The organism is Candidatus Pelagibacter sp. PS_43 (genome assembly GCF_059417795.1).
Window position 1 is genome coordinate 892,532 of the sequence record NZ_CM182066.1, and the last position, 25,365, is coordinate 917,896.

The following is a 25,365-nucleotide window of genomic DNA, read 5'->3' on the forward strand; positions in this document are numbered from 1 at the left end:
GATTTTTATTGAATCTCCTTCAAATGCTTTTATAGTAATAGTGTTGGCTTGCCAACTACGACGATAAACGAATTTCGTAATAACCATTACGGACGTGGGGGCAGTACCCACCACCTCCACCATTTACAACTTAAGGGGGTGAAATAGGATCGACGGGTGACTAAAGGTTATTCTTTCGTTCGGGATTGTTCCACCGTGACGGGCTAAACTTTAAATGCTAACGAAAGTTACGCTATTGCTGCATAATTAACTTAGGTTAATTATAGAAGCACGGTCTGGGGCACCGGGTAACAGAACGCCCCTTCACACTCTCCTACTTCTCTTTATTTATAATGTTGATTAACGTTTAGATTATTTTTTGGCGGACTGGTGTCGGCATTTTAATGCAAAACTTTATCTAAAATATTAACAATGACATAACGATGTTGATCATCACTCTCAACATCAAATTCTATTTGTGGGTCAACATCCCCTATCACTACATCTGCCATTAAAGTTATATAATCACCTAATTCATTATCCGTTGCATAATAATCAAATGTTTTTTTAAAAGTTATCATTAAAAAATTTTTTTGGTTTTATCTAGTTTTTTACATTTCATGTGCCAATAAAAAGGAGGAGTTTGGTAAAGGATAAGCGATAACTCTCCTGTATATCGATTGAATGATAAAGTTCTTTTAACATCTGCAAAAGTACTAGCCCTAATTTTTTGATCTGTTATCGAGGTTATTTTATATTTGAAGATACCAAATTGCATAATTTTTTTATCTAAGTCGATTTTAAAAGAGTTGTTTTCTCCAGATGTACCAATGGTATCACAATAAAATGATGCAATACTATTATTGGCTACAGCACTATTAATATTGAAAAACAATAAACCCAGAACTATGATTCCTAAAATCTTTTTCATTTAATTTTTGCAGAAATAAAATCAAAGATTTGAGGATAATAATCTTGAAAACAAGAATAATAAAGCATTACATGCCCTCTAGCTTTTTTCTTCATTTCTTTCTTTTCTTTTTCATCAACTGGCTTAAATCCTTTATGTTTTTTTTTAACATCATGGGTCTCTTCCCATCCCGCTTGCATTCTTGGCAAATCTTTACACAGTTTTCCATTTACAGAAATTTCTCTACCATTTTTTGCATTGTGACCAGCTAATTCAATCATAGTGGCACCCGGTATATCTCCTATCCATTTTAAATATTTGTAATCACTATGCCAGTCTGCATGACCGTCAACGGGACTTGAAAAACTAATTGAAGAAAGTTCTTTAAAAGTTTTCATTTCATCAATTAACATTTTTCTTATAGGTCCATTTGGTTTTCTGTCCCAACAATTAGGCATATAGGCGATAGCACTGTTAAAAGCATCAGGGTATTTTCCTTTAAGTCTAAGTGCGTTCCATGCACCACAAGAATGTCCTGATAAAAATATTTGGTTTCTAGGTGTGCCTTTACTTGCAAAATAATCTATAGCTTCCTTTGTTCTTTTTTCTCTTAAATAAGTAGGAAAATTATTTATAACACAGTCATACCATGGAGGATGATAACCTCCTCTAAGTTTCCATCCACAAGCATATCCAATTTCTTTCCCTTTAAAAGGATCATTCTTTTTGTCAATTAAACTTCCATTCATCCATAAAACAGTTTCTTTTCCTTTAATATTTTTTCCAGAAAGATTAGGTGCCATTAATTTTGCTAAGCTAGAAGCCCAGCCTGGTCCCCAGCTTTTATCCCATCCCCACCCACCATGATTGAAGATAATTATGATTTTGTTTTCTGGGTTTTCAATATCTCTACCTTTCTGAATTTTTAATTTTTTTCCATCTGACCAAACAAAAGCATCAAAATTATTTGGCTTATGGTCGTTAGCAAAAGAAGTATTAGTCCACAACAAACTCAGAACTATAATCCCTAAAATCTTTTTCATGAACCACGATCCTAGCACCAATATCTTTGTCGGGCTAGTGTCGGGATTTTAGGTAATTTTGTACCCTCTAGTATTTCAACTTTGTTGCAAAATAAGGATTATATAAGCACGGTCTGGGGCACCGGGTAACAGAACGCCCCTATAAATTTATAAATTTACTTAAATCAGGTTTAAAATATTTAGGACCCTTCATAACTTTTCCAGACTCATTATAGATAGGTTTACCATCTTCACCTAGCTTACTCATATTTGAATTTTGAACCTCTTCAAAACATTTATCAAGATCGATACCAAATGCATGTCCAGCACCATAAGTTACATATAAAATATCTGTTAAAGCGTCAGCAACTTCTAAAAGATCTTTATTTTCCATTGCAATTTTAAGTTCTTCGAGTTCTTCTTTAATTAGATCGTATCTTAAAGTATTTATCTTATCAGAGCTAAAAGAAGGCTTAATTTTAACCTCTTGGCCAAAGGTTTTCATAAAAGTTTTTACTTTGTTAAAATTTGTCATTTAGCTCCTGTAAGTTTTTTAATTTTAATATATAAGTATACTAAATTAAAAATAATATATTAATCAATGAAATTAAGAAAAGAATTTGACAGTATTGGAAGTATAAACGTTTCAAATGATAAATATTGGGGAGCGTCAACCCAAAGATCTAATAAATTTTTTAACATTGGAAAAATTTTAATAAATATTTCAATAATTAAATCAATAGCAATTATAAAAAGATCAGCAGCGTTAGTACATTTTAAAGAAAAACAGATTGATAAAAAAATTACTAACTCAATCATAAAGGCCTCTGATGAAGTGATAAAAGGAAAACTAGATGAAAACTTTCCTTTAAAAGTCTGGCAAACAGGTTCTGGTACCCAAACAAATATGAATGTAAATGAGGTTATTGCAAATAGAGCAATTGAGATATTGGGTGGAAAAAAAGGTTCAAAAAAACCTGTTCATCCAAATGATCATGTCAATAAATCTCAATCTACTAATGATGTTTTTCCAACAGCTATGCATATATCTGTTGCACAAGAAACTGTATCAAAATTATTACCAAATTTGAAAATTTTAGAAAAAGAATTAACTAAAAAATCTAAAGAATTTAAAAGTATTATTAAAATTGGTAGAACCCATTTACAAGATGCAACCCCATTATCACTTGGTCAAGAGTTTTCAGGATATCAAGTTCAATTAAAGAAATCTATTGAAAGAATAGAGTTTGCCCTTAAAGAGATATTCTTTTTAGCACAGGGTGGCACTGCTGTTGGAACTGGAATTAATTCAAGAAAGGGTTTTGATAAAAAAATTGTTAAAGAAATTGCTAAATTTACAAAATTACCTTTTAAACCTGCCATAAACAAATTTGCTGAATTGGCTGCTCACGACTCTATTATAAATTTCTCAGGAACTTTAAATACTTGTGCTGTTGCCTTGATGAAAATATCAAATGATATAAGATTTCTTGGATCAGGACCTCGAGCTGGTTATGGAGAATTAATTCTTCCTGAAAATGAACCTGGCTCATCTATTATGCCTGGTAAAGTTAATCCTACGCAATGTGAAGCTGTTACGATGGTTTGTGCCAATGTTATTGGAAATCATACGGGTATTACTGTTGCTGGTTCTCATGGTCACTTTGAATTGAATGTATTTAAACCAATGATAGCCCACAATGTTCTTCAATCCATAGATCTTATTGCAGATAGTACAAAAAATTTTGCTCTCTTTTGCGTTAAAGGAATTAAAGCTAATAAGAAAAAAATTAAAGAGCATCTTGATAACTCTCTAATGTTAGTTACTGCTCTCGCTCCTAAAATTGGATATGACAATGCTGCAAAAATTGCAAAAACTGCTTTAAAAAATGGAACTACTTTAAAAGAAGAAACTTTAAAAACTGGTCTTGTAAAAGAGAAGGATTATGATCAGATAGTAGATCCTAAAAAAATGATTTACCCCTCATAAGCATCAAGTACATTATTTAATAATCTTTTAGTTTTAATTGTATTATTTAAATTATTATCCTCAAATTCCTCAATAATATTTAAAATTTGATCACCTACTTTTTTATTGTCAATTTTGACATTATTAAATTTAATCACATTATTTGAAAAATCATAATCAAAATTTATTAAAACATTATTAATTTTTCTTCTAGATTTTTTTCTTGTGTTAAGAGATGAGTATAATTCATTACTATTCTTGATATCAAAAAATAAATTTGTATTTAAAATCAACCTATTATCTTGGACAAATAAATTACTATTGCTTAACTCAAATGATCCTATGTCACTATTAATAAATTTTGTTTTATCAAAGTTTATTTTGCCATTAGTTATATCTAGATAAATTTTAGAATTTTGAAAAAGATTCTTTTGGTTATTTGAATTGACATTGATAAGAGTTTTTAAACTTATATTACTATTAAATAATGATCCTGATTTTATTAATTCTATTAAAATAGAATTAAAATTTAATAGCTCAGATATATTATTATGATTTAAATCAATTTTTAATTCTAGATCAAATGGATTAATTGATAAAATTCCATTGTAGTCAATTTTGTTATTTTTAATTTTTGAATTTTTGGAAAAAAAAATAACACTGTTGTTGTTTAATTTAAATTCTGAATTTATTAGAACTCCTAAAAAAGTAACAATATTATTTCCTTTAGCTTGACCATCATTATCAACAATATAATTATTAATAATTTCTAAATTAAGAGACTTTGCATTAAATAAAATTTTTTTTTCAATTTGTTGATCATATTTACTTTTTATTTCGAATGTAAACGGTATTGAAAAAATACTCCCTTTGAGATTAAATTTGTTATGTAGTGCCTGATCATCAAAAAAAAGATTTGCATAATTAATTTTTACTATAGCGAATATTTCATTAATGTTATCTTTAAAAAAGATATTGCTTTTGTCAAATTGAATTTTTTTTTCAGAAAGTTTCTCGTTTATTGAACTATAAAATCTTTTTAAATCAATACCAGATAAAGAAAAATTTGTATCTTTTATAATAATATTTTTTAAAGTTATTTTTTCTTTATCAAAAAAATTACCTTGATTGATAAATACTTTTAAATTTCTAACCTCACCTATTGTTTTTTTATTGTTTGGCTCATTTGATAATATATTGGTATTTTTAATTAAAAAATGTGGAGATGGAAGAATACGGTAAGAAATATCTTCAGTAGATGTTAAATCAATTTTAAATTCACTAAGAAGATTTTTTTTGATTTTTTCCTCTACCCAGGTTTTATCGTATATACTGGGTAATAATAAATAAAAAATATATAAGAACAATGAACCAATTAAAGTTATTAAAACTTTATTTAATCCACTAATATTAAATTTATTATTTGTTTTATTCTTAACTTTTAATATTGTCTTTTGTATTAAGTTATTAAAAGTTTTAATAATTTTTTTCATAAATGCTATTAAAATTAAAATATCTTATAATGAAATTTAAAAAATGATAAACTCTGAATATCTAAGCAATCTTAACGCAGCTCAAAAAGAGGCTGTTATGCATTTAGATGGCCCACTTTTAATAGTTGCGGGCGCAGGTTCAGGTAAAACTAAAGTTTTAACGTCTAGGATTGCTCATATTATTAATGAAAAAAAGGCTTTTCCCAATCAAATACTATCTGTAACCTTTACTAATAAAGCAGCAAAAGAAATGCAAAACAGAGTTAGTGCCATACTAAATTCTGAGGCTATTGGCTTAACATGGCTAGGAACTTTTCATTCAATTTGTGCAAAATTATTGAGAAAACATGCTCCTGCAGCTGGTTTAACATCTAATTTTACGATCATTGACACAGATGATCAGGTAAGACTAATTAAGAATATATGTAAAGCTGAAAATATAGATATTAAACAATTGGCTCCAAAATATATTTTATCCATTATTGATAGATGGAAAAATAAAGGATTTTATCCAAATGAAGTCATTATAAATAAAAATGATATTTATGAAAAAACTGTACTTCCTTTATATAAAATTTATCAGCAAAAACTATTAGATTTAAATGCGTGTGATTTTGGAGATCTAATTTTACATGTTGTAAAAATTTTAGAAAAAAATTTAGATATAAGAGAAATATATTCAAATAATTTTAAATATATTTTGGTCGATGAATATCAAGATACAAACTACATTCAGAGTAGATGGTTATATCTATTATCGGAAAAACATAAAAATTTATGCTGTGTTGGAGATGATGATCAATCTATTTACAGTTGGCGTGGTGCAGAAATCAAGAATTTTTTAGAATTTGATAAGGTTTATGAAAATGTAAAAGTAATAAGATTAGAAGAAAATTATAGATCCTCACAAAATATTTTATCCGTTGCCTCAAATTTAATAGCTAATAATCAAAATAGAGTTGGCAAAACTTTAAAAACCACAATGGATGAGGGTGATTTAGTTAAACTTAATTGTTTTAAAAATGGAAAAGATGAAGCGATAGGAATTTCAGATGAAATAGAAAACAAATTAAAAAAAAAATATTCTTTTAATAACATAGCAATTTTAGTTAGGGCAATTTTTCAAACTAGAGAATTTGAAGAACGTTTTTTAAAAATTGGTCTTCCTTATAGGATCTTGGGAGGTACAAAATTTTATGAAAGAGCAGAGATTAAAGATTGTGTTGCATATTTAAGGTTAATTCATCAACCTAAAGATGACTTAGCATTTGATAGAATAATAAATAATCCTAAACGATCTATAGGTGAAAGTACTATTAAATTAATACATGAATTTTCAAAAGAAAACTCCTTAAGTTTAGAAATTTCTTCTAAGCAATTAATTGAGCAAAATTTAATTAAACCAAAAACTAAAATGGGCTTGAGTTCTTTTTTATTTTTAATGGATAAGTGGAGAAATGATGTCAATATAAAAAAAATTAACCATGTAAAATTACTCCAGCTAGTCTTGGATGAGTCGGGCTACTCTTCAATGTTGAAAAATAAAAAAGACGTAGAAAATGAAAATCGGCTAGAGAATATTAAAGAGCTTCTCAGTGCAATGAAAGAGTTTGATAATTTAGAGAGTTTCTTAGAACACGTTGCATTAGCAACATCAGTTGATCAAGATTGGGATGGTGAAAAAATTAATATGATGACTATGCATGGCTCAAAAGGGCTTGAGTTTGATGTGGTTTTTCTACCTGGATGGGAGGAGGGACTTTTTCCACACCAAAAATCAATTGAAGAAAAAGGTCAAAATGGACTTGAAGAGGAAAGAAGGTTGGCTTACGTAGGAATAACTAGAGCAAAAAAGAAAGCACTTGTATCTTTTGCAATGAATAGGTTTTACCAAGGAAATTGGATTGATAGTATGGCCTCAAGGTTTATCGATGAACTGCCAGAAGAATTTTTAGAAAAAAACTCATATTTTGATGACAGTAAAGATGATGATTTTGAATTTAATCAAGATTTTGAAGCCAATGAAGAAATAAGAAGCCCAGGTTGGATGCGATATCAAAAAAGAATTAAATGATTATAAAAAAAATAAATAATTTAAGAAATAAATTCAAAAAATATAAAATTGATGGCTACATTGTTCCTAAAAATGATAATTATTTTTCTGAATATGCCAAAAATAATAGATTAAAGAAGATTACAAAATTTTCAGGTTCAGCAGGCTTAGCTGTTATTTTAAATAAAAAAAATTATTTATTTGTTGATGGTAGATATACTATTCAAGCTCAACAAGAATCTTCGGATAATTATAAAATAATTGAGATTCATAAAAAACTTCCAAATGAAATTATTAAAAATCTAAACTTAGGTTATGATCCAAGTCTATTTACAAAAAATATACTTAAGAAATATTTTTCAAATAATAATTTAACTGCAATAAACCATAATTTAATCGATCAAATATTTAAATTTAAAAAGATAAAAACAAAACCTTTTTTTTCCTTGGATAAAAGTGTTGTAGGCGAATCACATTATTCAAAAATTTCTAAAGTAGTAAAATTGATTAAATCAAATAATGCTGATTATTTGTTTGTGAGTGCACCCGAAAATGTTGCCTGGTTACTAAATATTAGAGGCCATGATAATCCTAACAGCCCAATACCAAATGCAAGATTAATTATTAGTAAAAATAAAAAGATATATTTAATAACTAAAAAATCTAACGCAAAAACTATTATTAAAGAAAAAAAAATAAATACAAAATATATTGTTGATGAAAATAATTTATCTAATTTATTCTATCAGTTAGAAGAGGGTAATTTTATAATTGATAATAAGTCTTGTTCAATTTTATATGAAAACATCATAAAAAAAAGATTCAAATTATTAAAAATTGAAGATCCAATTTATAAATTGAAATCTATTAAAAATGAGCAGGAGATAAAACATATGATGGAAGCTCATAAAAAAGATGGGCTGGCATTAACAAAATTTATTTATTGGATTAAGAATGTTAATAAAAAAGTAATTACAGAAGTTGATGCACAAAATAGATTGGAAAAATTTAGAAAATTAAATCCAGCCTATTTATACCCAAGTTTTAATACAATAGCTGGCGCTGGATCTAATGGGGCCATAGTTCACTATAGAGCAACACCTAAAAATACTAAAAAGATCAAAAAACAAGACCTTTTATTAGTTGATTCAGGTGGTCAATATAAATTTGGTACAACAGATGTTACTAGAACCATTTGTTTTTCTAAGCAAAAAAAATCCATAATGAATACTTATACTAATGTTTTGAAGGGACATATTGCAGTTGTTCAAACCAATTTAAATAAAATTAAAACAGGAAAAAAAATAGATATTAGAGCTAGAAAATTTTTAAAAAAAGTAGGCTTAGACTATGCACATGGAACAGGACATGGTGTTGGTTTTTTCTTAAATGTTCATGAGGGTCCACAATCAATTTCAAAATATAATAATATTAAATTAACCAAAGGAATGATTTTGAGTAATGAACCTGGGTTTTACAAAAAAGGACATTTTGGAATTAGAATAGAAAATTTGATATATGTAAAAAAATTTAAAGATAAGTTATTATTTGAGAATTTTACGCTTGCTCCCATAGAAAAAGATTTGGTCAATTACAAGCTACTAAACAAATCTGAAAAAGATTATTTATTTAGATATCATTTAAAAATTTACTCTGAGTATTCATCTTCATTAAATAAAAATGAAAGAAGATGGTTAGCCAGTCTTATTTAGCATTTTTAATAATTCTTTTTGATCAATAATTTTTATATTTAATTCTCTTGCTGTATTTATCTTTTTAATAGTTGGTTTTTCACCTGCTATTAAATAATTTAATTTTTTATTCACATTACTAATTATTTTTCCTGAATTTTGCTCAATTAAAGATTTTGCCTCTGCTCTACTAATTCCATTTAACTTACCTGTGAGCATAAAAGTTTTATTATTCAACAATCCTTTATCATTTATTAAAATCATATTTTGTATTTTAAGTTTTTTTCTCAATTCAGATAGCACATCCAAATTTGTTTTATTTAAGAAAAACTTTTTTATTGACTGAATTTGAGTATTACCAATACCATCAATATTTGATAAAATTTCTATGTTCTTATCATTTAATAATTTAAAAAAATTATCTGAAGTTTTTAAATGCTTTGCTATAAGTTTAGCATTTTCTTGTCCTATATGCCTAATTCCTAGAGCGTAGATAAACCTATCTAAAGAGATTGTTATTTTTTTTTCAATTGAAAATTTTAAATTTTTAACAGATAATTTTCCCCATCCTTCTAATTTTTCTATTTTATCATAATTAAAATTAAAAACATCTTGTGGGTATCTTATTAGCTTTAAATTCCAAAAGTTTTCAACAATCTTTTTACCCAGTCCATCAATATTAAATGCCTCTTTTGATACAAAATGTTTAATTTTTTCTATTGCAATTTTTTCACATTCATATCCCTCACTAGTACATCTTCTAACAGCATCTTTTTTTTTTGTTGTCTCATTATAATCTTTGACAGTTTTGTTGCCACACGATGGACAAATGAGAGGGAAATTAAATTTTTTAGAGTTTTTATTTCTTTTTTTTATATCAACTGAAACAACATGGGGTATTACATCGCCTGCTCTTTCAACGGTCACTGTATCCCCAATTCTTATATCTTTCCTAATAATCTCATCTTCATTATGTAGTGTGGCATTAGAAACTATAACACCACCAATATTAACTGGCTTAATCTTTGCAACAGGTGTTAGGGCGCCTGTCCTTCCTACTTGGATCTCAATATTTATTATTTCAGAAATTGAGCTATTAGCTGAAAATTTATGTGCAATGGCCCATCTTGGGGCATTAGCAGCAAATCCTAATCTTTTTTGTAAACTATAATCATTAACTTTATAAACTACACCATCTATATCAAATGCTATTTCTTTTCTTTTTTCTTCTAAATTCTTATGATTAAGCATTAAATTTTTGATCCCTGATATTTTTTTATTAAGTGGATTTATCTTAAAACCCCAGACTTTTAAGTTTTCTAAAAATTCACTTTGATTATAAATGTTCATTTCTGATGTATAACCAAAGGTATAAGCAATAAATTTTAATGGAATTTTAGCAGTAACATTTGGATCTTTCTGTCTTAGTGATCCTGACGCTGCATTTCTAGGGTTTGCAAATTTTTCACTAATCTTTTTAAAGTCATCATTTTCTATAAACACTTCACCTCTAATATCTATTTCATTAGGAAAATTTTTTGTACTTACATTATGTGGGATGTCCTTAATTGTTTTTAAATTTTCTGTAATATCTTCTCCTTCGTCTCCATCTCCTCTGGAAAGTCCCTTTATAAATTTTCCATTAATATAAATTAATGATGCTGATATTCCATCAATTTTAGGTTCAGCGCTATAATCAATTATATTTTTTTCATCTAAGCTTAAAAAATTAAATATTTTTTTTTCAAAACTTTTTAAATCTTCTTCGTCGAATGCATTTCCAAGTGATAACATTGGAACTTTATGTTTTACTTTTTCAAAATTTTTTGATGGCTTAAAACCTACAATTTTTGATGGAGATTTTTTATTATTTAAAAATTTGTAGGAATTTTCTAAATCAATTATCTTCTTTTTAAAAAAATCATATTCTTGATCTGAAATAATTGGACTATTATTATCATAATAATTTTTATTATATGCCTCTAATAATTTTAATTTTTTTAAATAATCTTTACTTATTTTTTTCTTATCCATTTATTAAAAAAGTTTTTTAAATTTTTCTCTCAAACTTTTTTTTTCATTTTCAACTTTTAATGTTTTATATTCTTTATTAAATATACTGTAGGTTTTTTTATACCATTCACTAGATAGATAGTTGTATCCCAATAAACTTGCATATTTTTTAGCTTCACCCTCAAGACCAATTTTATAATGAATTTCTACTAGTCTGTGAATTGCCTCTTCTGTATAAATTGTTGTATCATAGTCATTAAGTATAATTTTAAACCTGTTGATTGCTGCTACCCATTTCTCTTTTTTTATGTAGTGCCTACCTAAATACATTTCCTTTGATGCCAAAACATCATTGATCAAGTCTATTTTAAACTTTGAATCAAGTGCAAAATCAGTGTTAGGATAATTCTGAATTACAAATTTAAATTTATTTTTAGCTTCTATTAATGGTTTAATATCTCTTTTTTCTCCTTCAATATTTTCGTAATAAGACAAACCAATTAAATAATGCACATAGTCTATTCTAGGGTCTTTAGGATATGTTTTTAAAAATCTTTCAAGATTGTATAAGGCCTCTGAATAATTACCTTCAATATAATAGGCATAAGATGCCATTAAAGATGATTTTGATGCCCATTCAGATTGTGGGTATAATAGCTCCGCTTCTAAAAATTTTTTAGCTGCAAAAAAAGTATCATTTTCGTCAAGAGCTTTTACACCTTCTTTGTAAGCTTGTATCATTTCATCTTCTTGATTAATCTCTTTAATTAAAGAAATTTCCTTATCATTTTTTGAACAACCATTTAAAATAAAGATTGATAATAATATTATTAATTTAGATAAAAATTTCATTTAATTTATTATAATTTATATAATAAAAAAAATTAAGCGATAGACCTTAAATGACTTTTATTTATAAAAGAATTTGGCAGATTTTTTTCAGTAATTTCGATTAGTGAAAAATTTTCATCATTTTCAAAAACTTTTCTTAATAATTGATTTGTAAGCTTATGACCGCCTTGAGAACAAACTATTTTTCCAATTATTTTATAGCCAGCCAAGTACAAATCACCCATACAATCTAAAATCTTATGGTTAACAAATTCTTTTTGATTTCTAAGTCCATTTTGATTTAATACCTGATTATCTTTAACAACTATTGCATTATCAATAGTACCACCTTTTGCTAGGCCCAATTCTTTTAATTTTTCTATATCTTCAAACAAACAAAATGTTCTAGAGTTATAAATATCACTCAAGTCAGATTCGAAAACTTTTACTGAGTTTCTTTGTCTTCCTATAAATTCATTTGTATATTTTAGTTCAAAATCTATATCTAAACTAATTTTACTTGGCTCAATAGTTATTGTTTTGTTTCCATCTACAAATTCTATTTTCCTTAAAATCTTAACAATTTTAATGGGAGTATCACTATTTTTAATTCCAATTTTAGTAATAGCTTCAACAAAAAGTTTTGCTGAACCGTCCAAAATTGGCACCTCTTGATTATCAATTTCAATTAATGCATTATCAATGCCTAAACCATATAAAGCACCCATTAAATGTTCTATAGTCGATACACTCACCCCATGATCATTTGAAATGGTCGTACAAAATACTGCACTGCTTACATTAAATATATTTGGAACAACAATATTATTCTCTTTTAAATCTATTCTTTTAAAAATTATTCCAGTATTTGGCGCAGCAGGCTTTACAGTCATGGTTACGGCTAAGCCGCTATGAAGGCCAATACCATTAAATGTAATATCTTGATTAATAGTTTTTTGATTTAAAACAGACATAGAGGTCTTATAAATAGTTAGATTAAATTAAGAAAAACAAGAAATGTTACAGTAAAATACTAAAAATTCTTAACTGGTTATCTAAATAAATGAAAGAGTTTTTCAAAAAAACCTTGTTTTATTGATTTTTTTGGAACTACTAAAACTTCTTGTTTATTTGGTTTTGAAATTAAGCTGAAACCTGACCAACAAATATCCTCAAGTGTTTCTTCCAAAAAATCAATATCATTAGCAAAGGAAATATTATCTTTGAGCTTACTATCAAGTATTTTAGATCCTTGACCAGTTAATACCATCTTAAATTTCTCAGTTAAAAATAAATTTGATTTAATTGACTTGCTGCATAACTCAAGGATTTCTTCCGTCCTAGCAAAAATTATTTTTTGAAGTATGTCTACTGATTCAATTTCATCACTTAGAGTATTATTTTGATCAAAATTGAGTTTAATTTTTTCAGATTTTTGTAAACTCATATCCAATATCTTGGAGAGATCTTTTGTAATATGGTTACCGCCAACAGGTAAAACATCTAACAGAGCTATATTTTCATTTAAATACGTAATTACAGATGTTTTATCAAATCCAACATCAATAAATGATACGGGCCCACTAAGATTTAAGTTACTTTTATAATGAATGGATTTTGCGTAGCTTGTACAAATAATTCTATCAACTAAAATATTTAATCTAGAAAAAATATCTTTAAAATTTAAAACTAATTCTATAGGTAAGCAAATAAAAAGTATGTCTAAAGAAAAAAAATTACAATTAATTTTATCTGGTAAAAAGGGGTAATCAACTCCATCAATCTTATAATTATTAATGATGATATGAGCTATATTGTAACCAGTATAATATTTTAAAATTTCTTGTTTTGCTTCTTGAACTAAAAATTTTATATTTTCTTTTTTTAATTTTGATCCATCAAGTTTTTTGGATAAAGAAATACTTATTGAGAGCATCTTAGGGCTATCTACCATGAGATTTACACTGTTGATATATTTGTTTGAATCTTTCTCAAGTGAATTTACAATTTCTTTAATTTTTAACTCTAGGCTTATATTGTCTTTAAGAAATTCACTTTCTGTAAAGTATGCATCATTGTCATTATCTATATTAAATGTTGCTGCTCTTATTTTAGATGAACCACAATCAAAAAAAGTTTGATAATTTGTATTAGACATTAATTTATTATTAAACGATCCTTTACCCTAAGATCAATAATTTTTTTATTAACTTGATCGTCTTCAATAATCTTATATGCAAGATTTAAAGCTACTAAGGAATTTTCTAAAGGCAACTTAATCAGAATATCATTATTGGTTAAAATATCCCATCTATTTGACTTAAAAAAATATAATGTCTTAAATCTATCAAAGGTAAACTTTGATTGTTCAATATCTTTTTTTAAACTTAAAAAGCTTTTTGATTTAAAATCTCCAAACAAGAAAGGTAAATTTTCTGAATTTTTTGCATCTTTAATAAGTTTACCATTTGCTCCAACTAATAATTTATTGTCATTTGATGTTCGGGCTAGATATCTGGTGGGTGTAATTTTTATCACTATATTTCCAGGATAAATTCGTTTAACACTATATTTTTCTATAATATTGTAGTCATCAATTATGTCGACAATTTCTTTACGATTAATCAATAAAATATTTTTATTAACTAAATTTTTAAGTCTATTTGAAATGTCAAAATTATTATCATTTGAAAGACCTTGAATTGTTATTTTATTATTTGTAGATAAGTATTCTTTATTGTTGAGTGTAAATTTACCACTTATTGTACTTAATGTAATTAGCAATATAAAATAAATTACTATTTTATTTTTTTTACCTATTGATTGATGCATCTTTTAAAATCCACTCAATTAATTTGATAAAAGTTATACCTTTGTAACTAGCAATTTCTGGTACTAATGAAAGTTTAGTCATACCTGGCTGTGTATTAATTTCTAGTAAATAAAATTTACCTTTATGATATTTAAAATCTGATCTTGATACTCCCCGACAGCCAACTATTTGATGGGCTTTATTTGCGATGTTTTCAACCTTACTCAAATCTTTTTTAGATAAATCTACAGGAATTATGTGTTTTGTTTTAGCGTTTGAACTATATTTTGCTTCATAGTCATAAAATTTTCTTTTAGGTTTTAATTCAATTGCGCCAAGCACTTTTGGGCCCATTACGGCAACCTGTATTTCTCTTCCTTCAATAAACTCTTCAATTAAAATTTGTTTATAAATGTTTAATTTTTTCAAATTTTTTATGAAATCTTTTTTTGTGCATATATAAACATGTACACTTGATCCCTCATTTATTGGCTTTATTACAACTGGAAATTTTAATTTTTTATCAATTTCTTTAGTTATATTTTTGATTGGTCTTAAAAAATCGAACTTGATATATTTTGGTGTTAAAATCTTGTTTTTAAGAAAAATTTTTTTTGATAATTCTTTATCCATAGCAATTGATGATGCAAGTATACCTGAATGAGTATAAGGAATTTTTTGTGTTTCTAAAATTGATTGAATATAGCCATCTTCTCCATATTGTCCGTGCAAAGCATTAAAAATTATATTTGGCTTAAATGATTTTATATTTTTAAGTAAATTATTATTTGGTTCACTTATTTTAGTTCTATAACCATTTTTTTTTAACTCATTAAAAACTTGCTTTCCAGTATCTAAACTTATTAATCGCTCTTTGGATATTCCTCCACAAAGTACTAAGATTTTTTTTTTCATAGCTATTCCAATATTTTTATTTCTTTTTCAAGTATAATTCCTGTTTTTTTTTTAACTTGTTCCTGAACAAAGTTGATTAATTTAATCATATCATTGAAACTAGCGTTACCTTTATTTACAAAAAAATTAAAATGTTTTTCTGAAATACTAGCATCTCCAAAATTCAAATCTTGTGGCACAGACTCTTTAATTAATTGCCAAACTTTTTTATCTGATTGATTAATAGGATTTTTAAAAGTGCTGCCACTTGTCTTTATTTTAGTTGGTTGAGAGTTATCTTTTTTATCTTTTAGATCTATGATTTCAGTTTTAATCTTTTCTTTATCTTTATTGAAACCTTTGAAAGAAGCACTTAAAAAAATCAAATCTTCTGGTAAGTCATTATTTCTATATTCAAACATAATTTTTTTAGCAGGTATTGTTAAAACTCTACCATTCCTATCGATGGCTTGCACAGATAGAAGTATGTCTTTAAATTCTCTGTTAAAGCAGCCGGCATTCATTCTTAAACCACCTCCAACGGTACCTGGTATACAAGCTAAAAATTCGAAACCGCCCACTTCATTTTCCATAGCAAAATCTGATAATTTTTTATCAGAACAAGCACTACCGGCAATAATTGTACTATTGGGAAGCATCGAAATATTGGCAAAATTTTTACCTAATTTAATAACAACACCTTCATAAGTTTTATCACTTATTAGGGTGTTTGAGCCAGCACCTAGAATATGAATTTTTTCTTTTAAGCCAAATTTTTTTAAAAATAGAATTAAATCTGACAAATTATCAGGTTTAAAATATGCCTTAGTTTTACCACCTATATTGAACCAATTGCTTTTCTTTAGATCAAAATCAAATAAAAATTTACTATTGATCTCACTTGAGAATTTTTTTAATTCTTCTATTTGCATTATATTATTTTTGGAAGTTCTCTCATCCAGGAAGAAATTGTCCCTGCACCCATTCCAACAACTATTTTTTTTCCATAAATATTATTTTTAATAAATTTTGCTAATTGGTACTGATCATTAACCATAAATAATTTAACATTAGAATTTTTAATAATTTCTTTTGCAAAATTCATGTAATTAAATCCAAGCTTAATTTTCTCACCTGCAGCATAAATTGGGCACAAAATAACTGTGTCTGCTTTTTTAAAAGATAGGCTAAATTCTTTTTTTAAATCTTTTAATCTTGATATTCTATGAGGTTGAAATATACAAATAACTTCTTCTTTTTTATATGCGGCTCTAACTCCATTTAAAACTTCTTTTATTTCAGTTGGATGATGGGCGTAATCATCATAAAAATGAGTTTCTCTGTAGCTAAAAATTTTATTAAATCTCCTTTGAACACCTTTAAATTCTCTTAAACCATTTTTTATAAGTTTTGGAGAAATTCCAATTGTTAATGAAACAGCTGCTGCAGCAGTTGAATTACGTATATTATGAATACCAAGAAGGGGGATCTTAATATTTTTTATATTCAAATTTTTCTTCCCAGGAAGCTTTATTGATAAATCATATTCTGAAAAATCTTTTAATTGTTTTATATCTTTTATATAAAATTGAGATTTTGGGTTTGTTCCATATGTAAAATAATTTTTTATTTTTAGTCTCTTTAATAAATCATTATTATTTTTATCATCAATACATATGAATGATTTACCAAAAGTGGGAACTTTATTTATAAATTTTATAAACAAATTTTTAAGATCATCCATGGAATTGTAATAATCCATATGTTCTCGGTCTATATTTGTTATTATAGAATAGGTTGGAGGCACATAAATAAAACTTCCATCAGACTCATCCGCCTCTAATATACACCAATCACTTTTTCCAAGCTTTGCTGAATTTTTAATTGCATTTAGTACTCCACCATTAATGATTGTTGGATCTAATTTCGTTTTTGCAAAAATTGCTGCTAATAAAGATGTTGTAGTTGTTTTACCATGAGAGCCTGTAACAACAATATTTTTAGTTAAAGAGACTATATTTGCCAACATTTGTCCACGTTTATAAATTGGCAGCATCTTTTTTTTTGCTTCAATTAATTCTGGATTATTTTTTTTAATGGCTGAAGAGACAACAACAATCGTTGCTTTTGAAATATTTTTTTTATTATGTTTAATATTAATCCTGATCTTATTTTTTTGTAATCTTTCTATATTTTTATTATTTTGAACATCGCTTCCCTGAATATTAAAACCCATTCTTTTCATAATAAGAGCCAGGCCACTCATGCCAATGCCGCCTATACCTATAAAATGTATAATTTCAGTTTGTGCTAATTCAATTTTCATTAATAATAGAGTTAATTTTGAGATTTATATTATTCCAACTATTTTGATAGCTAAAATTTTCCATTTTAATTAGTCTTTCATTATATTGTTTTTTATTTTCAATGATATTTGTTAAAAAACTCACCATTTTATCTTCAGTAGTAGTATTTTGATTTAAGATCCAATTGCATCCTATTTCATTATAAAAATTTGCATTTTCAAATTGATGATTATCTTTTGAACTAGGTAGTGGTATTGCAACATGCGGTAAATTTAAAAAAACTAATTCTGCTAATGTTGTAGCTCCTGCTCTTGTAATACATAAATTTGATTTTTCCATGAAGATTGAGACATCTTCGCTATATTCAAACAATTCATAATCAATTTTATTTTCTTGGTAGGTCTTTTTTATACTAGTAAAATTATTTATGTTTGATTGTTGGTAAACTTTAAATTTATATTTTTTTGATAGTTTGACTATTGAGTTTTTAACCAATGTATCAAAAATTTTTGCTCCTTGACTGCCACCAATAACCAGAAGTTTAATTTGATCATTTATTGTCTTAGTTTTATTAAGTTCATAAAATTTTTTTCTTAATAAAGGGAGTATAATTTCAATTTTATTTTTTTGATTTTTAGGAAAATTTTTTATTTTATCAGAATAACAAAATATTTTTTTACAATATCTTAGAAAAAGCTTATTAGATCTTCCAATAACAATATTTGGTTCAAATAAATACAACTTTATGTTTAATAACCTTGATGCTAAACATAATGGTAAGGACATATAACCACCTGTCGCTATTAATACTTCTGTCTTTTTTTTTTTTAGAAAAATGAAAGATTTGATTGTTAAAACTAAGATTTTAAGAATATTTAAAGGGAGTAAAAAAAAATTTGTTTTAAATGGATTTATATTAAATATTGTTAAATCATAATCTTTTTGATTTAAAAATTTTAAGCCTCTATTATCACAAGTCACAGAAACTTCATTTAAATCTTTTAAATGTTGATATAATATAGTTGCTGGTACAACATGGCCACCTGAACCACCTGTACTTATTAAAATTTTTTTTTTCATCTAATTAACTTTTCTCTTAGTTAAATTTAATATTATGCCAGACAGAATAGACACGCCAATAATTGATGAGCCTCCATAGCTTAAGAATGGTAATGTCATGCCTGTAGTTGGAAATAATCTGATATTCACACCAAAATGTATTAAGGCTTGAAAAATTAATAAACTTATAATCCCAGTTAATACTAATTTTATTTTTTCACTTTTTTCTAAATATATTTTTTTAAAGACGGTATAGATAAAAAATAGAAATAGGATTAACAATAATATAATAGCAATCACACCGAATTCTTCTGAAATTACTGATACAATATAATCAGTATGTGCTTCTGGAACTCTATTTTTTAATGTGCCCTCTCCTATTCCTTTTCCAAAATAACCTCCACTACTTATTGCATCTATTGCTTTATCGGACTGAAAGTTATGTGTGCCGCTATTTGGGTTAAAAAAAGATAAAATACGACTTTTTATATACAAAAATTTTGGAATAAAAAAAATCATGTAAATAAATATTGATAATAGAAGACTTAGAGCGCTAATTATTATTGGTAAGCTGATACCTGATACAAAAATTAATGTAGCCCAAGACAAAAATACCAAAAGAGTCTGACCAATATCAGGTTGGATTACCAATAAAAAGATTATTGGTAGAATTGCTATAAAACTTATGACGTATTTAAAAAAAATATTAAAATTTTTTTCTATACATAAAATAGTGGCTATAAAAATAATGACGAAGGGTTTTACAAGTTCAATTGGCTGAAACCTTGGCAGAAAAAAAAGATTAAGCCACCTTCTAGATCCTTTTACTTCAACTCCGATAATTGGCACTAAAATCAAAAAAAAAATAGAAATGAAAAATAGATATAAAGATATCTTAAATAGATTTTTTTCGCTTAATGAAGAAAAAAAAATTAATACACCCATACCTAGTAATATAAATATTAAATGCTTAAAGAAAAAAAAATAATTATTAGTATCTAGTTTATCAGAGGCTATTAATGAGGTTGATACTAAAGAAAAAAATAATCCTAAACCAAATAAAAAAATAATTAATAAGAACAAAGTTTTATCTATATTTTTCCACCACTCATAATAAAATTTATATATCTCGTTAAAGTTTAACATTTATATATTTATTAATAATTTTGTTAAAATATTTTCCTCTTTCTTCAAAATTTTTGAAACTATCAAAAGAAGCTGCTGCAGGACTAAAAAGTATTATTTTATGTTTTATTTTATGATCTGATTTTATATCTATAAATATTTTTTTTATTAAATCTTTAAGATTAAAAAAAGACTCATATTTCATTAATCTTTTTATTTTATTTTTAAAAAAAATTTTATCTTTTCCAAAAATGTATGCTTTAATATTTTTATTATTTCTTTTATTTAATAATAATTTATCTCCTTTCTTTGCTAACCCTCCTACTATCCAATATACATTAGATAATGAACTTAATAGACTTACAGAAGAGGAAAAAGAAGTTGCTTTTGAGTCATTGATGATTGTCAATCTATTTGAATTATAGATTATTTGTTGTCTAAAATTAAGCCCCTTAAATTTTTCCAATGTTCTAAATAAAACATCTTTTTTAAGTTTTAATATATTTGCAACTACTAAAACAAACTTTAAGTTTTCTTTATTACCTTCTGTTAAAAAATATTGATTTTTGATCCTTGAGATAGCATTAATATTCGTCTTTTTACTTATCTTGATTATTTTTACTAAAAACTTTTTTAATTTTAGATAACGTTTTATGTAAAAATTATCATAATTTAAAATAGCCAAATCATCATCTGATTGACTTTTAATCAGTTTAAACTTTGCATTAATATATCCACTAATAGTCTTGTGTCTATCTAGGTGATCTGGCGATATATTTAAAATCATCGATATATTTGATTTAAACAATTTACTGTATGCTAACTGGTATGATGAGGCCTCAATTATGAAAATTGTCTTATTAGTTATGTTTTTCTCTAGTAAAATAGGGTTGCCAATATTACCCACTAATCTAACGTCTATCTTTTGAGCCTTCATAACTTCATATAGAATTTTAGCAGTCGTAGATTTACCATTGGTACCAGTTATAGTTATTTTATAATTGTATCTATAATTGTTGTAAAAAATATCTAAATCTGTGTGAATTTTACTATAATTTTTTTTTAAAAAATTACTTAATTTACATTTATTAATATCTATTCCTGGACTAAGTATTATGTAATCAAATTCTATTTTTCTAATTTTTTCATAATTTTTATTTTTTTTGTCATCATATTCAATAACTTTGTTATTTCTTTTTAAAAATTTTGATGCTGATAATCCACTTTTACCTAAACCATAAATTAAAATTTTTTTGTTATTGAAAATATTATGAGACTCTAACATTATCTAAGTTTCAAAGTCGCCAAACCTATCATTGCAAGAATTATTGAAATTATCCAAAATCTAATAACAACTGTTGACTCTGGCCAACCTTTTTTTTCAAAATGATGATGAATGGGTGCCATTCTAAAAATTCTTTTTCCAGTTAATTTAAATGATATAACCTGAACAATAACTGATACTGCTTCTAGCACAAACAGGCCACCTGTAATCGCTAGAACAAACTCATGCTTAGTAATTATTCCAATCGCTCCTAATGAGCCTCCTAATGCTAAGGATCCTGTGTCACCCATAAATATTTTTGCAGGTGGTGCATTAAACCATAAAAACCCCAAACAAGCTCCGATAATTGATCCACAAAAAACAGCTACCTCACCCATGCCTTCCAAATAAGGAATGTTTAAGTATTCAGAGAATACAATATTGCCAGTTACATAACTTATAAATGCAAAACATCCTGCAACCAATATAACGGGTACGGTAGCTAAACCATCAAGACCATCTGTTAAATTGACTGCATTTGATGAGCCAACAATTATAAATATAGAAAATGGTATAAAGAACCAACCCAGGTTAATAATCAGGTTTTTAAAAAATGGAAAATATAAATTTGTTAATTCAGTATTTTGAGAAAAATGTGCCAATCCCCAAATTCCAACTAAAGCTATTACTATTTGTGAAATAATTTTGAACCTAAAAGATATACCAGATGAATTCTTAAATTTAATCTTTTTATAATCGTCATAAGCTCCCAATGAACCATAACTACTTACTATGAAAAGTAAAAACCATATATGATAATTGGTTAAGTCTCCCCAAAGTAATATCCCTGAAAACAAACCTAATAATATTAAAACACCTCCCATTGTGGGAGTACCAATTTTTTTTATAATATGGTCACTTGGACCATCATCCCTAATTGGGTTTAAAATTTGTCTTGCTGAAAAAAACTTTATAAATGGAGTGCCTATTAACAACACAACAAACATTGAAGTAAACATAGCTAAACCAGTTCTAAATGTTAAATATTTAAAAACATTTAAAAAACCAAATTGATCAACTAAATTAACAATAAGACTATAAAGCATTAATTTTTCCGATTTTTATTTGTTTAACAAGAGTATTAAGTCCTGTTGAGTTTGAACCCTTAATCATTAAATAATCATTATTATTTAATGAATTTTTAATCAAATCAAATATTTGAGTTTCATTTTTTAAGATTAATCCTTTTTTATCTTTATTTAACACCTTATGGGTTATCTTAATATCTTTACCAAAAACATTAATGTTTTTAAGTGATAGCTTGTTAATACTCTTGCCAATTGCCAAATGTAATGATTTTGAATATTTTCCAAGTTCTAACATATCTCCAAGAATTAAGTGTTTTTTAGAGTTTACCATTTTAATATTGTCAAAATTATTTAATGCTGACTTTAAGGACAATGGATTGGAATTATAGCTCTCATCTATTAAATAAAATGATTTTTTAGCAAATTTAATTTTTTGTATATCACCTCTTCCTTGTGGTTTTTTGTAATTATAAAAAATATTTTTATTTAGATTATTCATATTCATAAAAATTGAAATAATTGTAATTGATGCCAATATATTTTTTAAGTCATTTTCAAAAATAGAATTGACATAAAAAAAAGTTTTTACTTTATTAATTTTTATAAATATTTTGAACTTCGACTTAACTTTAATGATTGATATTAAGTTGATATCTGAATTTTTATCTTTCAAGCTAAATGATAAAGTTTTTAATTTTCTTTTTTGGGCTAGTTTTTTATGAAAACTAAAGAAATCATCATCTCGATTTAAAACAAGATAACCATTACTTTTTATATTGTTAATAATTTCAGATTTAGCAAGTGCTATTTCATTAATATTTTTAAAATTTTTTATGTGGGCATGTGAAATATTTGTAATAACTCCCACATCTGGTTTTATAATTTTTGATAATTTATCTATTTCATCTTTTTTATCCATTCCAATTTCAAATATGCCATAATCATCATTGGCTTGTAAATTAAACACACTCAAAGGAACGCCAAATTTATTATTGAAAGATTTCGGAGAGTATGTGACTTGAAAAATTTTACCCAATGTTTTTCCTGTCAATTCTTTTAAAGAAGTTTTTCCACAACTTCCTGTTATTGCAATTATTTTTGTTGATAAATTATCTCTAAGTAATGAAGAAGCTTTTGTTAAAAAGTTTAAAGTATTTTTTACAATTATTTTTCTTTTTTCTTTTTTTCCTTCGCTAGCAACCACTAAACTTGCTCCTCTAGTAAATGCTTCTTTTACAAAAAGATTACCATTATTTTTTTTTCCTTTTATTGCAAAAAAAATATCATTTTTTTTTATCTCTTTAGAGTTTATTGATGCTTTTTTTATAATTGTTTTTGGGTTTACTGAAATATAATTAGATAAATCATTTAAAATGTTAATTTTTAAATTATCTGAGAGTATTTTATTTTTTAATTTAATATTTTTTAATATTTGTTTTTTATCAGAAAAAGCTTTTTTTTTGGTTCCATAGTCTTGTGTTTCTTCGTGACCCTTACCAGCTACAACTAAAATATCTCCTGTTTTTAAATTTAAAATTGCCTGCTTGATTGCTTTAGATCTATCTGCGATCTCATAAATCTTTGACTTTTCAATCTTTTTTTTAATATCTTTTCTAATATTGCTTGGATTCTCATTTCTAGGATTGTCGTCTGTTAAATAAATTTTTTCACAATATTGATTAGCAATCATTCCCATCACTGCTCTCTTGCCCTTGTCTCTATTACCACCACAACCAAAAACAATAGAAATCTTTTTATCTGCAAATTGTTCCTTCAAATTCAACAAACATGCCTTTAGTGCATCGGGTGTATGCGCATAATCAAGGATCACCTTAGAGTTATTTTTTATGTTACCTATTTTTTCAAGTCTCCCTCTAACAGGTTTAATATATCTAATAGAGTTTACTATTTTCTTAAATATTAAATTGCTTTTTTCAGCAGCAAGCATTGCCATAAAAATATTTTTTAGTTGAATTTTTCCTATTAAATTTACTAAAATTTTATAAGTATTTTTTTTATACCTAATATAAATTAATTGCTTGTCGTCTTGATATTCAATTGAAATTAAACTTAAGCTACTTTTTTTATTAGAAATAGTGTTAAGATTAAATTTACTCTTTAGTGCTATATTTTTAATTCTTTTATACTCTTGAATTGAATCGTCTGTAATTATATTTGCTTTTTTTTCTAACAGATTTCTAAATAAGTACAGCTTAGATTTTAAATAATCTTTGAAAGTTTTATGATAATCTAAATGATCGCGAGATAAATTTGTAAATATTCCAGTTTTAAATTTTAAACCATCTAACCTATTTTGTTTTAATCCATGACTAGAAGCTTCCATTATAACATTATCAATATTTTTTTTTTTAAGATTTTTTAATATTTTGTTTAATCTTATAGAATCCATTGTTGTGTTAAATGACTCGGAGGTTGAATTATTTGTTTTAACCCCCAAGGTTCCTATTGATGCTACTTTAATTTTATTTAATTTCAAAATTTGAAAATAAAAATCTACAATAGATGATTTTCCATTTGTACCTGTTACTGCTATTAAATTATTAGGTTTGTTATTATTGGTTGCATAAGAAAATTCGGATAATGCTCTTCTGGCATTTGGCGTGTTTATAAATAATATTCCTTTTTTTATTCCTTCAAATTTTAATTCTGAAACAATTATTTTTGCACCATTTTTTATTGCATCATTTATGAAGAGTGCGCCATCATTTGTTGTGCCTTTAATGACAAAAAATATATAGTTATTTTTACATTGCTTGCTATCGAAACTAAATCCTGAAAAATAATAATTTTTGTATTCAGGTTTTATATTTTTAAAGAAATGCCCAATCTGCATAT

At 26.1% G+C, this 25,365-nt stretch carries 21 protein-coding genes and 1 other RNA gene; 4 read left to right on the top strand and 18 right to left on the bottom strand.

The window, feature by feature from the left end:
• Nucleotides 1-4 precede the first annotated feature (4 nt).
• Nucleotides 5-306, top strand: a transfer-messenger RNA (tmRNA) gene (gene ssrA, locus AC5SLL_RS04915).
• A 74-nt stretch (nucleotides 307-380) separates the two neighbouring features.
• On the opposite strand, the gene AC5SLL_RS04920 is transcribed toward ssrA, so the two are convergent.
• The 4 genes from AC5SLL_RS04920 to AC5SLL_RS04935 all read right to left on the bottom strand — a co-directional run bounded on the left by AC5SLL_RS04920 (nucleotide 381) and on the right by AC5SLL_RS04935 (nucleotide 2,446).
• Nucleotides 381-560, bottom strand: a complete 180-nt coding sequence (locus AC5SLL_RS04920) for a hypothetical protein (protein ID WP_494586308.1) — start codon at nucleotides 558-560, stop codon at nucleotides 381-383.
• The gene (locus AC5SLL_RS04925) at nucleotides 560-910 is read right to left on the bottom strand and encodes a hypothetical protein (protein ID WP_494586309.1); all 351 of its coding nucleotides are present in this window, start codon (nucleotides 908-910) and stop codon (nucleotides 560-562) included. The genes AC5SLL_RS04920 and AC5SLL_RS04925 overlap by 1 nt, the downstream gene beginning before the upstream one ends.
• On the bottom strand, nucleotides 907-1,932 hold the full coding sequence (locus AC5SLL_RS04930; protein ID WP_494586310.1) for a hypothetical protein: 1,026 nt from the start codon (nucleotides 1,930-1,932) through the stop codon (nucleotides 907-909). The genes AC5SLL_RS04925 and AC5SLL_RS04930 overlap by 4 nt, the downstream gene beginning before the upstream one ends.
• Nucleotides 1,933-2,071: 139 nt before the next feature.
• The gene (locus AC5SLL_RS04935; RefSeq protein WP_494586311.1) at nucleotides 2,072-2,446 is read right to left on the bottom strand and encodes a pyrophosphohydrolase domain-containing protein; all 375 of its coding nucleotides are present in this window, start codon (nucleotides 2,444-2,446) and stop codon (nucleotides 2,072-2,074) included.
• Nucleotides 2,447-2,512: 66 nt separating this feature from the next.
• On the opposite strand from AC5SLL_RS04935, the gene fumC reads away from it, so the two are divergent.
• Complete coding sequence (fumC, locus tag AC5SLL_RS04940) at nucleotides 2,513-3,901, top strand: class II fumarate hydratase (RefSeq protein ID WP_494586312.1); 1,389 nt, start codon at nucleotides 2,513-2,515, stop codon at nucleotides 3,899-3,901.
• Here fumC and AC5SLL_RS04945 read toward each other — a convergent pair.
• Entirely contained in the window at nucleotides 3,889-5,373 is a 1,485-nt protein-coding gene (locus AC5SLL_RS04945; RefSeq protein ID WP_494586313.1) for a hypothetical protein, read from the bottom strand. The genes fumC and AC5SLL_RS04945 overlap by 13 nt on opposite strands.
• Nucleotides 5,374-5,416: 43 nt before the next feature.
• Here AC5SLL_RS04945 and AC5SLL_RS04950 point away from each other — a divergent pair, with 43 nt between their 5' ends.
• Both AC5SLL_RS04950 and AC5SLL_RS04955 read left to right on the top strand, forming a co-directional pair.
• Nucleotides 5,417-7,447, top strand: coding sequence for an ATP-dependent helicase (locus tag AC5SLL_RS04950; protein WP_494586314.1), 2,031 nt, complete (start codon nucleotides 5,417-5,419; stop codon nucleotides 7,445-7,447).
• The gene (locus AC5SLL_RS04955) at nucleotides 7,444-9,138 is read left to right on the top strand and encodes a M24 family metallopeptidase (RefSeq protein WP_494586315.1); all 1,695 of its coding nucleotides are present in this window, start codon (nucleotides 7,444-7,446) and stop codon (nucleotides 9,136-9,138) included. The genes AC5SLL_RS04950 and AC5SLL_RS04955 overlap by 4 nt, the downstream gene beginning before the upstream one ends.
• Here the strand turns inward: AC5SLL_RS04955 and ligA are convergent.
• The 13 genes from ligA to AC5SLL_RS05020 all read right to left on the bottom strand — a co-directional run bounded on the left by ligA (nucleotide 9,121) and on the right by AC5SLL_RS05020 (nucleotide 25,363).
• Nucleotides 9,121-11,151 carry an NAD-dependent DNA ligase LigA gene (gene ligA / locus AC5SLL_RS04960; RefSeq protein WP_494586316.1) on the bottom strand — a complete coding sequence of 677 codons (2,031 nt, stop codon included), beginning with the start codon at nucleotides 11,149-11,151 and terminating at the stop codon, nucleotides 9,121-9,123. The two genes, AC5SLL_RS04955 and ligA, sit on opposite strands and share 18 nt — an antisense overlap.
• A 3-nt stretch (nucleotides 11,152-11,154) precedes the next feature.
• Nucleotides 11,155-11,982, bottom strand: coding sequence for an outer membrane protein assembly factor BamD (locus AC5SLL_RS04965; RefSeq protein ID WP_494586317.1), 828 nt, complete (start codon nucleotides 11,980-11,982; stop codon nucleotides 11,155-11,157).
• Between the two features lie 32 nt (nucleotides 11,983-12,014).
• On the bottom strand, nucleotides 12,015-12,935 hold the full coding sequence (gene lpxC / locus AC5SLL_RS04970) for a UDP-3-O-acyl-N-acetylglucosamine deacetylase (protein WP_494586318.1): 921 nt from the start codon (nucleotides 12,933-12,935) through the stop codon (nucleotides 12,015-12,017).
• Nucleotides 12,936-13,012: 77 nt separating this feature from the next.
• A complete protein-coding gene (locus tag AC5SLL_RS04975; protein WP_494586319.1) occupies nucleotides 13,013-14,119 on the bottom strand; it encodes a cell division FtsA domain-containing protein in 1,107 nt (368 codons plus the stop codon).
• Complete coding sequence (locus AC5SLL_RS04980; RefSeq protein ID WP_494586320.1) at nucleotides 14,119-14,793, bottom strand: cell division protein FtsQ/DivIB; 675 nt, start codon at nucleotides 14,791-14,793, stop codon at nucleotides 14,119-14,121. The genes AC5SLL_RS04975 and AC5SLL_RS04980 overlap by 1 nt, the downstream gene beginning before the upstream one ends.
• Complete coding sequence (locus AC5SLL_RS04985; protein WP_494586321.1) at nucleotides 14,774-15,688, bottom strand: D-alanine--D-alanine ligase; 915 nt, start codon at nucleotides 15,686-15,688, stop codon at nucleotides 14,774-14,776. Before AC5SLL_RS04985 ends, AC5SLL_RS04980 begins: the two co-directional genes overlap by 20 nt.
• A gap of 2 nt (nucleotides 15,689-15,690) precedes the next feature.
• Entirely contained in the window at nucleotides 15,691-16,599 is a 909-nt protein-coding gene (gene murB, locus AC5SLL_RS04990; RefSeq protein ID WP_494586322.1) for a UDP-N-acetylmuramate dehydrogenase, read from the bottom strand.
• On the bottom strand, nucleotides 16,599-17,993 hold the full coding sequence (gene murC, locus AC5SLL_RS04995; RefSeq protein WP_494586323.1) for a UDP-N-acetylmuramate--L-alanine ligase: 1,395 nt from the start codon (nucleotides 17,991-17,993) through the stop codon (nucleotides 16,599-16,601). The genes murB and murC overlap by 1 nt, the downstream gene beginning before the upstream one ends.
• Nucleotides 17,983-19,053 carry a UDP-N-acetylglucosamine--N-acetylmuramyl-(pentapeptide) pyrophosphoryl-undecaprenol N-acetylglucosamine transferase gene (locus AC5SLL_RS05000; RefSeq protein ID WP_494586324.1) on the bottom strand — a complete coding sequence of 357 codons (1,071 nt, stop codon included), beginning with the start codon at nucleotides 19,051-19,053 and terminating at the stop codon, nucleotides 17,983-17,985. The genes murC and AC5SLL_RS05000 overlap by 11 nt, the downstream gene beginning before the upstream one ends.
• A complete protein-coding gene (locus tag AC5SLL_RS05005) occupies nucleotides 19,054-20,178 on the bottom strand; it encodes an FtsW/RodA/SpoVE family cell cycle protein (protein WP_494586325.1) in 1,125 nt (374 codons plus the stop codon).
• On the bottom strand, nucleotides 20,165-21,442 hold the full coding sequence (gene murD, locus AC5SLL_RS05010) for a UDP-N-acetylmuramoyl-L-alanine--D-glutamate ligase (protein WP_494586326.1): 1,278 nt from the start codon (nucleotides 21,440-21,442) through the stop codon (nucleotides 20,165-20,167). Before murD ends, AC5SLL_RS05005 begins: the two co-directional genes overlap by 14 nt.
• On the bottom strand, nucleotides 21,442-22,527 hold the full coding sequence (mraY, locus tag AC5SLL_RS05015; protein ID WP_494586327.1) for a phospho-N-acetylmuramoyl-pentapeptide-transferase: 1,086 nt from the start codon (nucleotides 22,525-22,527) through the stop codon (nucleotides 21,442-21,444). Before mraY ends, murD begins: the two co-directional genes overlap by 1 nt.
• Nucleotides 22,517-25,363: a UDP-N-acetylmuramoyl-L-alanyl-D-glutamate--2,6-diaminopimelate ligase gene (locus tag AC5SLL_RS05020; protein WP_494586328.1), complete on the bottom strand. Its 2,847-nt coding sequence runs from the start codon at nucleotides 25,361-25,363 to the stop codon at nucleotides 22,517-22,519. The genes mraY and AC5SLL_RS05020 overlap by 11 nt, the downstream gene beginning before the upstream one ends.
• Nucleotides 25,364-25,365: the final 2 nt, after the last annotated feature.